14 protein-coding genes are annotated in these 12892 nt (G+C 74.0%); 6 read left to right on the forward strand and 8 right to left on the reverse strand.

The window, feature by feature from the left end; all coding sequences use genetic code 11:
• Nucleotides 1-610 precede the first annotated feature (610 nt).
• Entirely contained in the window at nt 611-1792 is a 1182-nt protein-coding gene (locus AB0K92_RS05225; protein ID WP_365919559.1) for a helix-turn-helix domain-containing protein, read from the reverse strand.
• A gap of 71 nt (nt 1793-1863) precedes the next feature.
• Here AB0K92_RS05225 and AB0K92_RS05230 point away from each other — a divergent pair, with 71 nt between their 5' ends.
• Nucleotides 1864-3189, forward strand: a complete 1326-nt coding sequence (locus AB0K92_RS05230) for an MFS transporter (protein ID WP_365919561.1) — start codon at nt 1864-1866, stop codon at nt 3187-3189.
• Between the two features lie 42 nt (nt 3190-3231).
• On the opposite strand, the gene AB0K92_RS05235 is transcribed toward AB0K92_RS05230, so the two are convergent.
• The gene (locus AB0K92_RS05235) at nt 3232-4500 is read right to left on the reverse strand and encodes an LPXTG cell wall anchor domain-containing protein (RefSeq protein ID WP_365919563.1); all 1269 of its coding nucleotides are present in this window, start codon (nt 4498-4500) and stop codon (nt 3232-3234) included.
• 139 nt (nt 4501-4639) lie between these two features.
• On the opposite strand from AB0K92_RS05235, the gene AB0K92_RS05240 reads away from it, so the two are divergent.
• On the forward strand, nt 4640-5527 hold the full coding sequence (locus tag AB0K92_RS05240; RefSeq protein ID WP_365919565.1) for a hypothetical protein: 888 nt from the start codon (nt 4640-4642) through the stop codon (nt 5525-5527).
• Nucleotides 5528-5621: 94 nt separating this feature from the next.
• On the opposite strand, the gene AB0K92_RS05245 is transcribed toward AB0K92_RS05240, so the two are convergent.
• The 3 genes from AB0K92_RS05245 to AB0K92_RS05255 all read right to left on the reverse strand — a co-directional run bounded on the left by AB0K92_RS05245 (nt 5622) and on the right by AB0K92_RS05255 (nt 7969).
• The gene (locus tag AB0K92_RS05245; protein WP_365919567.1) at nt 5622-6869 is read right to left on the reverse strand and encodes an NAD(P)/FAD-dependent oxidoreductase; all 1248 of its coding nucleotides are present in this window, start codon (nt 6867-6869) and stop codon (nt 5622-5624) included.
• A 105-nt stretch (nt 6870-6974) separates the two neighbouring features.
• Nucleotides 6975-7160, reverse strand: a complete 186-nt coding sequence (locus tag AB0K92_RS05250) for a DUF397 domain-containing protein (protein ID WP_365919569.1) — start codon at nt 7158-7160, stop codon at nt 6975-6977.
• On the reverse strand, nt 7157-7969 hold the full coding sequence (locus tag AB0K92_RS05255; RefSeq protein ID WP_365919571.1) for a helix-turn-helix transcriptional regulator: 813 nt from the start codon (nt 7967-7969) through the stop codon (nt 7157-7159). Before AB0K92_RS05255 ends, AB0K92_RS05250 begins: the two co-directional genes overlap by 4 nt.
• A gap of 113 nt (nt 7970-8082) precedes the next feature.
• Here AB0K92_RS05255 and AB0K92_RS05260 point away from each other — a divergent pair, with 113 nt between their 5' ends.
• The 3 genes from AB0K92_RS05260 to AB0K92_RS05270 all read left to right on the forward strand — a co-directional run bounded on the left by AB0K92_RS05260 (nt 8083) and on the right by AB0K92_RS05270 (nt 10325).
• Complete coding sequence (locus tag AB0K92_RS05260; RefSeq protein WP_365919573.1) at nt 8083-8478, forward strand: ATP-binding protein; 396 nt, start codon at nt 8083-8085, stop codon at nt 8476-8478.
• A gap of 98 nt (nt 8479-8576) precedes the next feature.
• Nucleotides 8577-9692, forward strand: a complete 1116-nt coding sequence (locus AB0K92_RS05265) for an ADP-ribosylglycohydrolase family protein (protein ID WP_365919575.1) — start codon at nt 8577-8579, stop codon at nt 9690-9692.
• Nucleotides 9693-9824: 132 nt separating this feature from the next.
• A complete protein-coding gene (locus AB0K92_RS05270) occupies nt 9825-10325 on the forward strand; it encodes a DUF2165 domain-containing protein (RefSeq protein WP_365919577.1) in 501 nt (166 codons plus the stop codon).
• Here AB0K92_RS05270 and AB0K92_RS05275 read toward each other — a convergent pair.
• Entirely contained in the window at nt 10295-11101 is an 807-nt protein-coding gene (locus tag AB0K92_RS05275) for an AraC family transcriptional regulator (RefSeq protein WP_365919579.1), read from the reverse strand. The genes AB0K92_RS05270 and AB0K92_RS05275 overlap by 31 nt on opposite strands.
• Before the next feature lie 49 nt (nt 11102-11150).
• Between AB0K92_RS05275 and AB0K92_RS05280 the strand changes: the two genes are divergently transcribed.
• Nucleotides 11151-11591, forward strand: coding sequence for a DUF2000 domain-containing protein (locus AB0K92_RS05280; RefSeq protein WP_365919581.1), 441 nt, complete (start codon nt 11151-11153; stop codon nt 11589-11591).
• A 161-nt stretch (nt 11592-11752) separates the two neighbouring features.
• Here the strand turns inward: AB0K92_RS05280 and AB0K92_RS05285 are convergent, their stop codons facing one another.
• Nucleotides 11753-12241, reverse strand: coding sequence for a hypothetical protein (locus AB0K92_RS05285; protein WP_365919583.1), 489 nt, complete (start codon nt 12239-12241; stop codon nt 11753-11755).
• 6 nt (nt 12242-12247) lie between these two features.
• Nucleotides 12248-12820 (reverse strand): hypothetical protein, encoded by a 573-nt coding sequence (locus tag AB0K92_RS05290; RefSeq protein ID WP_365919585.1) that lies wholly within the window; start codon nt 12818-12820, stop codon nt 12248-12250.
• Nucleotides 12821-12892: the final 72 nt, after the last annotated feature.

Raw genomic sequence — 12892 nt, forward strand, 5'->3', positions numbered from 1 at the left:
GCACGGGTGCACGGTGATCCGGCGGACCGTGCCGAGCCGTTGGGCGGTGCGCCGGGATGTGCTTCCGTGCGCGCCTCCACCAAAACGGACGTAACTGGCAAATCCCCTATTGGGTGTTGACGGGTCGTGTCCGTTTGATCACGCTTGTGGTCAGCGATTCGCCGCGAGGGGACGACGAGGGCTCCGGTGACGGAAATCCTCGACGAGTGTGGGTCGTGAACCGGCGTCGGTTCCCTCAGGGCCTTGGGGAACCGGTGGGGGGCCTCCGCTCATGGGGAGAAGTCGAGAGCGGGGGAGAGTGCGCCGGGGCCGGATGGCGGCGCGGGGTGCCGTGCTCGGGGCGGGCGCGCTCGCGCCGCCAACCGGACTTCAGGGGTGGATGGTTCCGGCATCGCCGGTGGCGGGGGCGCCCGGCGACTTGCTTCTCCACAGGCTGTGGACAACTTTTCGACGCGTCCGGGCTCGGGCAGCGGTACACGGCGCAATTCACCGCACAACTCCCTTCGCTCGCCTGGTGGTTGGCCGGAGTTATCCACAGGCGGCGGAAGGCGGTGGGGTGTTCTCGGCTGGTGGCGACGTGAGTGCCCCTGGCTCGGCTGCTTCCGGTGTCTCAGCCGGTGCCGGTGCCGGTGCTCTGGACGCCGCGGGTTCCTCGCGCGCTTCCCGGGTCTCGCGTGCCTCCCGCGTCTCCGGGGTGGCCCGGGCCCCCGGCCGCCGCTGCGGCCGACGCCCGGAAGGTCCGGCGGTAGGCGGTGGGGGTGACGCCCAGGGCGGCCTGCAGGTGCTGGCGCATGGACTGGGCGGTGCCGAAGCCGGCGTCGCGGGCGACCTGGTCGACCGAGAGGTCGGTGGACTCCAGCAGGTACCGCGCGCGTTCGACGCGCTGCTGGGTGAGCCACTGGCCGGGGCTGACCCCGGTCTCCTCGCGGAAGCGGCGGGTGAAGGTGCGCACCGACATGGCCTCCTGCTCGGCCATGTCCCGCAGCTGGATCGGCTCGTGGAGGCGGCCGAGCGCCCAGGCGCGGGCGGTGGTCGTGGTGGCCTGCTGCGGGTCGGGCACCGGGCGCTGGATGTACTGCGCCTGACCGCCGTCGCGGTGCGGCGGGACGACCGTGCGCCGGGCCACGTCGTTGGCGACGGCCGTGCCGTGGTCGCGGCGCACGATGTGCAGGCACAGGTCGATGCCGGCCGCGACCCCGGCGGAGGTCAGCACGTCGCCGTCGTCGATGAACAGGACGTCCGCGTCGACCTTCACCTCGGGGAACATCCGCTGGAGGCGTTCGGCGTCGGCCCAGTGGGTGGTCGCCGGGCGGCCGTCGAGGTAGCCGGCGGCGGCCAGGACGTACACGCCGGTGCAGATGGAGGCGAGCCGGGTGCCGGGCCGGATGCGGGCGAGGGCGGCGGCCAGCTCCTCGGTGAGCACGCCCTCCTCGTGGACCGGGCCGAGTTCGTACGACGCCGGGACGATCACGGTGTCGGCGGTGGCCAGGGCCTCCGGGCCGTGGGCGACGTGGATGGCGAAGTCCGCGTCCGTCTCCACCGGGCCCGGCGGGCGCACCGAGCAGGTGACGACCTCGTAGAGGCGCCGCCCCCGCGCGTCCTTGGGGCGGCCGAAGATGCGGTGCGGGATGCCCAGTTCGAAGGGGAGGAGCCCGTCGAGGGCGAGGACGACGACGCGGTGCGGACGGAAGCCGTCGGCGCCGCCCGGCTCCCGGCCCGGCACGCCGCCCGGCTCCCCGCCCGGTCCACGGCTCGGCTCAGGGTTCGGTCCACGGCTCGGCTCACGGCTCATGGCCCGATCCTAACGAATGCTGTCCCTCGGGCCACTCGTTCGCGGCGTGACCGGACCGGAAGCTCTATGACGTGACCCAGACAACCGATGCGACCGTCGTCGCCCACGCCCGGAAGGGACCGCGTCCCGCCCGTACCCGCCGCCGGATCCACCGCGCCTGGTTCGTCGCCGCCGTCACCTTCGTGACGATCATCGGCGCCGCCGCCTTCCGCTCGCTGCCGGGTCTGCTCATCGACCCGCTGCACCAGGAGTACGGCTGGTCGCGCGGCACCATAGGCGCGGCCGTCTCCGTCAACCTCGCCCTCTACGGCCTCACCGCGCCGTTCGCGGCGGCGCTGATGGACCGCTTCGGCATCCGGCGGGTCGTCGCGTGCGCGCTCGTGGTGATCGCGCTGGGCGCGGGGCTCACCGTGTGGATGACGGCGGCCTGGCAGCTGCTGCTGTGCTGGGGTCTGCTGGTCGGCCTGGGCAGCGGCTCGATGGCGCTGGCGTTCGCGGCGACGGTCACCAACCGCTGGTTCACCGAGCGGCGCGGCCTGGTGACGGGCATCCTCACCGCCGCGTCCGCCTCCGGACAGCTGATCTTCCTGCCGCTGCTGTCCTGGATCGTCGAGCGGCACCAGTGGCGCCCGGCCGCCGTGACCGTCGCCCTCGCCGCCCTCGTCGTCGTCCCGTTCGTCTGGCTGCTGCTGCGCGACCACCCGGCCGACGTGGGCCTCAAGCCGTACGGCGCGAAGGAGTTCGTGCCGAAGCCCGCGCCGGTGCCGGACGCCGCGCGGCGCGCGGTCACCGTCCTGTTCCGGGCGGCCAGGACCGGACCGTTCTGGCTGCTGGCCGGCACCTTCGCGATCTGCGGGGCCTCCACCAACGGCCTGGTCCAGACCCACTTCGTGCCCGCCGCCCACGACCACGGCATGCCCGTCACCGCCGCCGCCTCGCTGCTCGCGGTCATCGGCGTCTTCGACGTCGTCGGGACGATCGCCTCGGGCTGGTTCACCGACCGCTTCGACGCGCGCCGGCTGCTCGCGGTCTACTACGCCTTGCGCGGGGTCTCCCTGCTGTTCCTGCCGATGCTGCTGGCGCCGTCCGTGCACCCGCCGATGATCTTCTTCATCGTCTTCTACGGCCTGGACTGGGTCGCCACCGTCCCGCCCACCGTCGCCCTGTGCCGCGAGCACTACGGCGACGACAGCGCGATCGTCTTTGGCTGGGTGCTGGCCTCGCACCAGGTCGGTGCCGCCCTGGTCGCCTTCCTCGGCGGCGTCGCCCGCGACGTGTTCGGCAGCTACGACGTCGTCTGGTACGCCTCCGGGGCGCTGTGCGCGGCGGCGGCGCTGATGGCGCTGGTGATCCGGCGCCGCCCGGCCCCGGCCGCCGCGTCGCTCGCGGCGGCCTGAGCGCGGGTGCCCCGGACCGTCAGGCGCGCGAACCGGCGGGTGTCAGGAGGACTGCGCGCCCGCCCGGCGGCGGCGTACGGCCAGGACCAGCAGTCCGCCGGCCGCCGCCGCGGCGGCCGCGGCGCCCGCGAGCAGCGGGGTGCCGTCGGAGCCGGTGGCCGCCAGGTTGCCGCCCGTGCTGCCGCCGGTCGTGCCGGACGTTCCGGTGGCGGAGCCGCCGGTTCCCGCCGAGCCCGTGGTGCCGGTCGAGCCCGCCGTGCCCGTGCCGCCGGTGGACTGGCCGTCCGGGTCGTTGCCGCCCGTGGAGCCGCTGGTGGACCCGTTCGTGGAGCCGCCGCCGGAAGCGCCCGCGGAGCCGCCGGCGGAGCCCGAGCCGCCCGAGGTGCCGGAGTCGTCGTCGCCGGTCACGTCGACGCGCAGGTAGGCGGTGTTGTTGGCGAGCTTCTTGTCGTACTCGGGCGTGATGTCGTAGACCGAACTGGCCCGCACCTCGCCCTTGGTGTCCTTCGCGCCCTCCTTCACCTTCAGCGAGAAGGCCCAGGTGTGCGTCTCGTCGACGTCGAGGGAGGCGTCCGCCGGCCGGCACACGTACGCGGACTTGCCGGGCTTGGCGGGGCCGCTCGGGCCGTCGACGCCGAACGTCGAGCAGTCGGCGGGGACCTCGACGGCGACCGTGCCCGCCGGGACGCGCACCACGAGGCCGGGCAGGTTGTCGCTCACCTGGTCCTGGACCCAGCCGGGGCCGTCGTTGCGCAGGGTGGCCCGCACGGTGACCGTCTCGCCGGGGGCGGCCTCGGCCCGGTCGCCGACCGCGACGACGTCGGCCGAGCTGCCGGCGGTCATCGCCAGGCGCTGGTAGGCCTGGTCGAACCCGCCGCTCGGGGCCTCGCCGGTGCGGGAGGTGCCGTACTCGACGGCCTCCATCAGCGCGTGCGGCAGCGCCTTGAAGCGGACGGGGGTGGTGAAGGTCGCGCCGGGCTGGATGACCGTGTCCAGCTCGCACAGCGCCGTGCGCACCGACTGCTCGTCCGTGGTGTACGTGCAGCCCTTGACGGGCTCCGGGAAGTCCAGGCCGCGGGTCAGCCGGACCTGGAACGAGACACCGTCCGCGGGAGCCGTGCCGTGGTTGGTGAGGGTGACCGTGTCCTCGTACACGTCGCCGGGCTCGAAGGGCAGGCTCGACAGGGTCGAGACCGACAGGTCGGGCGCGGCCTCGGCCGCGTGAGCCGAGGGGGCGAGGACTGCGGGCACGGCGGCGGCGAGCGCGACGGCGGTCGCGACGGCCGCGGCGCGGCGGGTGTGCTGACGCACGGGGTCTCCTTGGTGGGGCAGGAAGGACGGGACCGGGCGGTTGGCCGTCCGGTCATGTACTGGACACCCGGGAGACCTGTGGGGTTGTACGGGGATACGCCTCGGGGGCGTGAGAAACGCGGGGCGTACGCTCCGGCGTATGGGGTGGGGAGACATACGCCGGGACCTGGAGGCCGCGGCCTACGCGTGTGCGGCGCAGCTTCCGGTGGCGTTCCTGGTGTGGTGGATCGGCAGCTTCGCCGAGGACGACTACGGAAGCGGCTACGGGGGCGCGCTCGGCTTCGCCTGCCTGTGCCTCTTCCTCCCGCTGCTGCTGCCGGTGCTCGGCCTGGTCCACGCGCTCGTCCATCTCGTGCCCGGCTGGACGCTCGCCCTGCCCCTCGCGCGCCGCTTCCCCGGCCGGCCGCGGTGGGTGTGGCGGCTGCTGGGCACGACGGTCGTGGCCGCGCTGTGGGCGGCGCCGGCCGCGCTCCTGCTCGGCCGGCCGTTCGTCACGACGGCGCCGGTCCTCGCGGCGTCCGGGGTCTGGCCCGTGCTGTGGTGCGGGTTCGTCCGGCGGCGGGCGGAGCGCACCGGGCGGTCGTGGGGGTGCCTGGGCCTGGGACTCGCCTCCGCCCTGACCTGCGTGGGGCTGTGCGTGCTGACGCTGCTGGGCGGGCTGCTGGCCACGGCCACCGGGCTGGTGCGGGAGTACGAGCCGCCGAGGCTGTCCGCCGCCCGGCTGACCGGGGTGTGGCGCGGCGCGGACGGGGCGGTGCTGCGGCTGCTGCCCGGCGGGCGGGCCGAGGCGACGGACGCGCCGGTGACGGCCCCGGACGGCTGGGACTTCGCCACGTGCGAGGGCACCCGCACCGGCACCTGGCGGGCCGGTCACCGGGACGGCCGGGACGGCGTGTCCGTCGCCCTCGGCGACGGCTGCGGCGAGGAACTGTTCTGGTCGGCCGGCGGTACGGCGCGGGAGCCGGAGCTGTTCGCGACGGCCGGTGACCCGGACGCCCCGGCGCTGCGCGTCCTCGAACGGGACTGACCCGGCCGCGGCGGGCGGGCCCGCCGCGCTGGGCGCGGCACGGGCTCGGAGCGCAGGGCGCCGTGGAGCGTGGAGGGGCCCGGGGCCGGGACGGTCACCGGGGCAGGCGTGCCGCCCGCTCACCGAAGCCCCGGGCGACCGCCTTCGCGATCCTCTCCGCGTCGATCGCCAGCTCCCGCAGCATGCCGCTGAGGGGATTGGTGAACCCGGTGAAGAACAGCCCCGGCGCCTGGCGCGGCGTCCGCGCGCCGTGGACGACCGGTCTGCCGCGCGCGTCGAGCACCCCGAGATGCCCGACCAGACCCTCCAGCGCGCGCACGTACCCGGTGGCCGCGATCACCGCGTCCGGCCCGATGCGGTCGCCGTCGGCGAGGACGACCTCGTCGCCGTCGAAGGACTCCACCGCGGCGACGATCTCGACCCGGCCCCGGCGGACCGCGTCGATCAGCCCGACGTCCTGCACCGGGATCGCGCCCGCGCGGGCCCGGCTGTACAGGCCGGTGGCCGGGCGGGGCAGGCCGTACGCCGACAGGTCGGGCACGCTGAGCCGGGCCAGCGGGCGGGCCAGCGCGTCGACCAGGCGGACCGGGAGGCGGCGGATGAGGATGCCGTTGTACTGGGCGGCCCAGCCGGCGGTGGAGCGGCGCACGATGTGCGGGGCGGTGCGCACGGCCAGCCGTACCCGCGCGGCCCCGCCCTCCACCAGGTCGACGGCGATCTCGGCGCCGGTGTTGCCGACGCCGACGACGAGGACGTCACGGCCGGCGTAGGGCGCGGGGTCGCGGTAGTCGCGGGCGTGGCGGAAGTCGCCCGTGTAACCGGCGAGACCCGGCCAGTCCGGGACGCGCGGAGTGTGGTTGTGGCCGGTGGCGACGACGACCGCGGCGCCGGTCAGCTGCCGTCCGCCGGAGGCGTGCAGCAGCCAGCCGGTGCCGTCCGGGGAGCGCTCGACGCGGGACACCTCGACGCCGGTGACGACGTCCAGCCGGTGGTGTTCGGCGTACTTCTCCAGGTACCGCACCACGTTGTCGCGGGAGACCCAGCGGCCGAAGCGGCGCGGCATCGGCAGGCCCGGCAGGCTGGACAGCCGACGGGTGGTGTGCAGCCGGAGCCGGTCGTAGTGGCGCCGCCAGGAGGCGCCGACGTGGTCGGCCTTCTCCAGGACCACGGCCTCGATGCCCCGCGCGCGCAGCGCGTACGCGGCGGCGAGGCCCCCGGGGCCGCCGCCGATGACGTACACCGGGCGGCGGTCGGGGGCGGGCGGGGCCTCGGGCGTGGCGGCGTCGTCTGCCGAGGCGTCGTGCGCGGAGGCGTTGTGCGCGGGGGCGGTGGGGTCGGGCATGTGGGGGAGCGTAATCACATGTCCGGTTGATGGGTCTCGGTCAAGACCGGAATTGGTTGCGGATCGATCACGGATGAGGGGGGTCGGTGGACTTACGGCGGGTGGTCACTCGCGGACGCCGGACAGGAAGGCGCCCCAGGCCTCCGGGGTGAGGGCGAGCTGGGGGCCGGAGGTGTCCTTGGAGTCGCGTACGTGAACGGAGGTGCGGGCGGGGGCTATGGCGACCTCGACGCAGTCGGAGTCGTCGTTGCCGCTGTAGCTGCTCTTGAACCACTCCAACGCGGACGTCATGTCATCTCTCCCAACAGCTCCTTGATGAAGGCCCGCGACTCCCGAGGTGAGAGGGCCTGCGCCCGGATCATTCCATAGCGCATATCGAGCAGTTGGACCTCTCGGGGATCACTGATCACCCGCTCAAACAGTTGGCCTGCCGAGTGGCCGACGGTCTTCCCGTCCCGGAGCTTCAGCACTCGGAACGGGCCCATCATCCCCGCGTGGTCCTCTCGATCCGTGGGCATGACCTGGATCTCCACGTGCCGCAACTCGCTCATGTCCAACAGGTGTTCGAGCTGCCGCCGCAGGACCATTCTGCCCCCGACGGGCCGCCGTAGCGTCACCTCTTCCTGGACAAAGGTGAGGAGCGGCCGGGGCACGCTCTCGAAGACGGACTTGCGGGCCATGCGGGCGGCCACATTGCGCTCGATCTCGTCCTCCGTGTACGCGGGGCGCCTCATCGCGTACAGCGCCTGGGCGTACTCCTGCGTCTGGAGCAGACCGTGGATGTGGTGGTTGGCGTACGCCCCCAACTCCACCGCCTCCCCCTCCAACTTCGCCAAGTCCCGGACCTTCTTCGGGTACCGAGCCCGCTCCACGTCCTCCTTGAACGCGGCCAGCTTTCCGCCCGCCCCCAGCACCTCGTCCGCCTTGTCCAGGAACTCGGGCCGCGGGATCCGCCGCGCGCGCTCCACCGAGGAGACCATCTCCTCGCCGTACCCGATCGCCGCAGCCAACTCCGCCTGCTTCAGGCCCGCCTGTTCCCGCCACGCCTTGATCTGCCGGCCGACCATCCTGAGTACGGCCTCGGCCTCCTCGTCCTCCACGCCTTCCCCTCCTGACGTACCAGCCGTACGGCGCCCCCGGGCGCTCGTACAGTCACTGTCTGTGCCGACCTGGTCACTGTTCAGCGTAGGGGCGTGTGGCCACGCTGGGTGACGTGAACCACGAATTCGCCGTGCAGCTCTCGGCCACCAGGAGGGGCGCCCGTCTCGCCCGACTTCTCACGGAACGCCAACTCGACGACTGGGGCGAGCCGTACGAGGACGCCGCGCAGGTGGTGGCCGAGCTGGCCTCCAACGCCGTACTCCATGGCCGCGTCCCGGGGCGGGACTTCCGCCTGCGTCTGCGTCTCCGCCCCGACGGCACCCTGCGTATCGAGTTGACCGACGCCCGGGGTGACCGGATCCCGCGCGTCCCGGACCCGGTGGGTGACGTCCCGGAGACCGGCAGAGGGCTGCGTATCGTGGCGGCGTACGCGGCCCGCTGGGGCGTGGTGGAGGCACCGCCGAGCGCCAAGACCGTATGGGCCGAGATCGCACCGCGCCGCGTATGACGAAAGCCGCCGGATCGGGCCCTGAACCGACCGTTCCCGTTCGATTACAGTGCTGGCGTCGTACGAGCGGACGGCGGACGGTTCTCCGGGAGGTCTACGTGGGTGCGACAGCCGGGCCTGTCTGGGGGCGGGCCGAGCAGCAGGACTTCCGGAGCCGGGTGCGGGGCACACTGCTGGGCGTGGCCGTCGGGGACGCGCTGGGGGCGCCGGTCGACGGGATGGCGCTCGAGGAGATCCGGGCGGCGTACGGGCCGCAGGGCGTCGTGGACCTCGTGCCCGCGTACGGGCGGCGCGGTGCCGTCACGCACCTCACCCAGCTCACCCTCTTCAGCGTGGACGGGCTGATACGCGCCCAGGTCCGCCGCGACACCGGCGCCTGGCATCCGCCGACGGACCTGCACCGGGCGTATCTGCGCTGGGCGGCCACGCAGCGGGACTGGGGGCCGGACGAGCGGCGCGAGGACGACGGGTGGCTGGCCCGCGAGGAGTGGCTGTACGCCCGGCGGGGGCCGGCCCGCTCGCTGCTGATCGGCTTCGGCGACGAGAAGATGGGCACCCTGGACGCGCCCAAGAACCCCGGTGAGACCGGACCGGAGGCGGCGGCCCGGTCCGCGCCCTTCGGGCTGCTCGTCGGCTGGGAGCCGCAGCTGGTGATCCAGCTGGCGGTGGAGTGCGCGGTGCAGAGCCACGGGCATCCGACCGCCTGCCTGGCCGCGGGCGCGTACGCCGTCGTCGTGCACGCGCTGGCCCGCGGCGAGAGTCCGGACGGTGCGGTGCAGCGGGCGCTGGCGATGCTGGCGGCGCGGCCGGGGCACGAGCCGGTGTCGGACGCGTTGCAGCGGGCGCTGGGGGCCGTACGGCAGGGGATGCCGACCCCCGGCAGGGTGGAGGAGCTGGCCGGGGACGGCGGCGCCGACGGAGTGGTGTCGGCCGCCGTCTACTGCTCCCTGGTGGGAGAGGACGTGCGTCACGGACTCCGCCTCGCCGCCAACCACGGCGGCCCCTCCGCCGCCATCACCGCCCTCGCGGGCGGTCTCCTCGGCGCCCTCCACGGCGAGACCGCCCTCCCTCCGGCCTGGCTCGCCGAGCTGGAGGGCCGGCCCACGATCCTCGAACTCGCCGACGACTTCGCGATGGAGATGACCCAGGGGCCCGCGCTGCACAGCCCGGCGGCCGCCTCGCCCGCGTGGCTGGCCAGGTATCCGAGGGCCTGACCGCCGGCCGCGCCACCGCCCCACCGCCCCACCGTGCCACCGCGCCGCTGCGGCCACCGCCCCGCCCGGCGCGGGGCCGGCGTTTGACTCAATCCCTGCGGACCACGCCGGCCCGCCGGGCAAGATGACGCCATGTCCACCACAAACTCACGCGGCCCCCTCTCGCTCGCCGCCACGCTGCTCACCGGGACCGTCGCGCTGTACATGACGCTGGTCGCCTTCGGGAACATCACGGACTTCGGGACGAACCAGGCGTTCGTCCAGCATGTGCTCGCCATGGACACGACGTTCAAGGACGAGGACCTGATGTGGCGGGCCATCACCAGCGAAGGGCTGCAGAACGCGGCGTACGTCGCGATCATCATCTGGGAGACGCTGTCCGCGCTGGTGCTGATCGCCGGGACCTGGTTCTGGGCCCGCGGGCAGCGGATCCAGGGCAGGCGCCTGTCCACCTACGGGCTGCTGATGGTCATGCTGCTGTTCGGCGCCGGGTTCATCGGCATCGGCGGCGAGTGGTTCGCCATGTGGCAGTCCGGGGACTGGAACGGACTCGACGCCGCCACCCGCATCTTCCTGCTCAGCGGCGTGGTCCTCGTCGTCAATCACCTGCCGGGCGCCGAGCGGGACGCGTAGCGGCCCGGTGTCGTGCCCACCAGACGCTTGAAGTGGCGGGTGAGGTGGGCCTGGTCGTGGAAGCCCACCTCGGCCGCCACCTCCGCGGGGCGGCGCCCGTCCAGCAGCAGGCGCCGGGCGCGGTCCACCCGCCGGGCCGTCAGGTACTGGTGCGGTGCGATGCCGTACGCCGCGCTGAAGGAGCGGACCAGGTGCGCGGGATGGGCGTGGACCAGCTGCGCCGCCTCGTTCAGGGTCACCCCGGTGCGCAGGCGGTCGTCCAGCAGGTCGCGAAGGTCGTGGGCCACGCCCCGCACCGGCGGCGGGGCGTCCGCCGCCAGGCGCGGGCGGAGGGTGCCGCGCAGGCGCTCGGTGATCAGCGTCAGCCGGCTCTCCGCCTCCAGCTCCTCGCCCGGCCGCGCGAGCGCCGCGTGCAGCTGGCCGACCCGCCGGCGCAGCAGCGGATCGGCCATGTCCGGGGCGTCCGCCGCCGGGCCGATGAACGTCTCGTCCAGCTGGGACAGGTCCAGGTAGAGCACCCGCTTGCGGAAGCCGTGCGCGGTGGCGGGCTCGCCGTTGTGCGGGACCTGGGGCGGCAGCAGGGAGACCGTGTCGTGCGGGGTGCCGTGCTCCCGGCGGCCCAGGTCGTAGCGCACCGCGCCGTCGTCGACGATCAGCAGCGTCCACACGTCGTGGACGTGCATGGGGTAGGCGTGCTCGGTGAAGCGGGCGTGGAAGACCTCCACGACACCCGGCACGCGCGGGCGCCACGCGCTGATCTCCGGCCGACCGACCATGCAAGGAACGTACAAGACCGCCGCGCGGCCGGACCGGCAGGCTCGGGGCATGAGCACCGAGACCACCGAGAGCACGCCCGTACGCTTCGACACCAAGATCGCCGTCCTGCTGCGCGACGACCTCGCCCCCTGGCAGCGGCTCAACGTGACCGCGTTCCTGGTCAGCGGGCTCGGCACGGAGATCCCCGAGGTGATCGGCGAGCCGTACGCCGACGCCGACGGCACCCCCTACCTGCCGATGTTCCGCCAGCCCGTGCTGGTGCTGGAGGGGTCGAAGGAAGTCCTGACCGCCGCCCACGGCCGGGCCCTCTCCCGCGCGCTGCCCCGCGCCGTCTTCACCTCCGACCTCTTCACCACCGGCAACGACCGCGACAACCGCGCCGCCGTGCGGGCCGTCCCGAAGGACCAGCTGGACCTGGTGGGCCTCGCCGTGTACGGCCCGCGCAACGCGGTGGACAAGGTGCTCAAGGGGGCGCGGATGCATCCCTGAGTGCGCGGTGTCCTCGGCCGGCGATGAAGACGATCACGGGGGCCTTGGTGACGCGCACTGACCCGATGCGGCCACGGCAGCCGGAGCCGGCGGGGCCGCATCGGGTACGGGAGGGCGACTCGGCCTGATCGGGTAGGGCTGTGCCGATCGGTCTGATCGGGTCAGGCTCTGTCGATCTGCCAGGCGATCATGCCGGTGGCTCCCGTACTGCCGTCGACATCGATGCGGATCGCTCCGTCCCCGGCGATGCGCTGCTGGACGACGGTGCCGTCACAGGGCACGGTGGCCTGCCGGCCCGCGCTCGCCGGGGTGAGCCGCAGCCGGGCGCTGCCCGTGCCGGCGCAGGCGAGGTCGAGCCGGTACGTGGCGCCCTTGGTCAGTGTGGGCTCGGTGTGGATGCCCTCGCTCACGCGTTCCACGCCGGATTCCACCAGGGTGCCGTCGCGGAATCCCGCCAGAGCCGCCTCGACCCGCTCGGTGAGCTTGCGCTCCGAGGTGCCGGGGGAGCCGGCCGACGATGTCGCGGTCGGGCTCGGCGAGGGTGACGCGTCAGCGGTGTCGCCGCTGCCGGCGGTACAGGAGACAAGCAGGACCGCGGAAGCCGCGACGCTGCCCGCCGTGAGGCGGGCCCTGGCGGAGGAGGAGGTCATGCCGGGCTACTTCACCACCCGTACCGGCGTCCCCGTCGTCGCGAACGTCCACAGGGCCGTGCCGTCCGGCTTGTTCGTGCGGATGCCGCCGGTCTGGGTGCCGGAGGGGGCGGGGGGCGGGGAGGAGCCGTCCAGGGCGTGGGAGAAGGCGATGTTCACGCCCGACTTGGCGGCGAAGTAGACGATGTGCTGGATGCGGACGCCGTCGGAGCCCGTGGTGACGGGTTCGGAGCGGGTGCCGACCGTGTAGGTGCCCGGGTCGGGGTCGATCGTGCCCGGCCAGACCGGGAACGTGCGGCGGGCGCTGTCGCTCGCGTCGATGAGCCAGACGCGGTCCCGGGACAGGGAGTAGACGATACGGCGGCCGGTGCCGGAGTCGGAGGGGACCGCGGTCGGGGGCTTCGCGGTGGGGCGGGGTTTGGCGGCCGTCTCCGCCGACGCGGACGGCGACGGGGACGCCGCCGTCGCGACCGGACGGGTGCCGTGGGTGGCCTGGACCGCCAGGACGGCGACCGCCGCTATCGCCCCGGTGGTCAGGCCGGTCACCCAGGCCCACGAGGGAAGCCGTCGGGCAGGCACGGGCACGCATCTCCTCAACGATCCGGCCCCGGTGCCGGGCGACACCGAGGGTCGGATCATCCTACTGCGGGG

It is taken from the genome of Streptomyces sp. NPDC052687 (assembly GCF_040678395.1).
Lineage (GTDB): Bacteria > Actinomycetota > Actinomycetes > Streptomycetales > Streptomycetaceae > Streptomyces.

Bases quoted from the DNA above. Each gene is read 5' to 3' on its own strand.
- AB0K92_RS05245 (WP_365919567.1), bottom strand. From the start codon at position 6,869: ATGCCCGACCCCACCGCCCCCGCGCACAACGCCTCCGCGCACGACGCC.
- AB0K92_RS05240 (WP_365919565.1), top strand. From the start codon at position 4,640: ATGGGGTGGGGAGACATACGCCGGGACCTGGAGGCCGCGGCCTACGCG.
- AB0K92_RS05250 (WP_365919569.1), bottom strand. From the start codon at position 7,160: ATGACGTCCGCGTTGGAGTGGTTCAAGAGCAGCTACAGCGGCAACGAC.
- AB0K92_RS05285 (WP_365919583.1), bottom strand. From the start codon at position 12,241: ATGACCTCCTCCTCCGCCAGGGCCCGCCTCACGGCGGGCAGCGTCGCG.
- AB0K92_RS05280 (WP_365919581.1), top strand. From the start codon at position 11,151: ATGAGCACCGAGACCACCGAGAGCACGCCCGTACGCTTCGACACCAAG.
- AB0K92_RS05275 (WP_365919579.1), bottom strand. From the start codon at position 11,101: ATGGTCGGTCGGCCGGAGATCAGCGCGTGGCGCCCGCGCGTGCCGGGT.
- AB0K92_RS05270 (WP_365919577.1), top strand. From the start codon at position 9,825: ATGTCCACCACAAACTCACGCGGCCCCCTCTCGCTCGCCGCCACGCTG.
- AB0K92_RS05225 (WP_365919559.1), bottom strand. From the start codon at position 1,792: ATGAGCCGTGAGCCGAGCCGTGGACCGAACCCTGAGCCGAGCCGTGGA.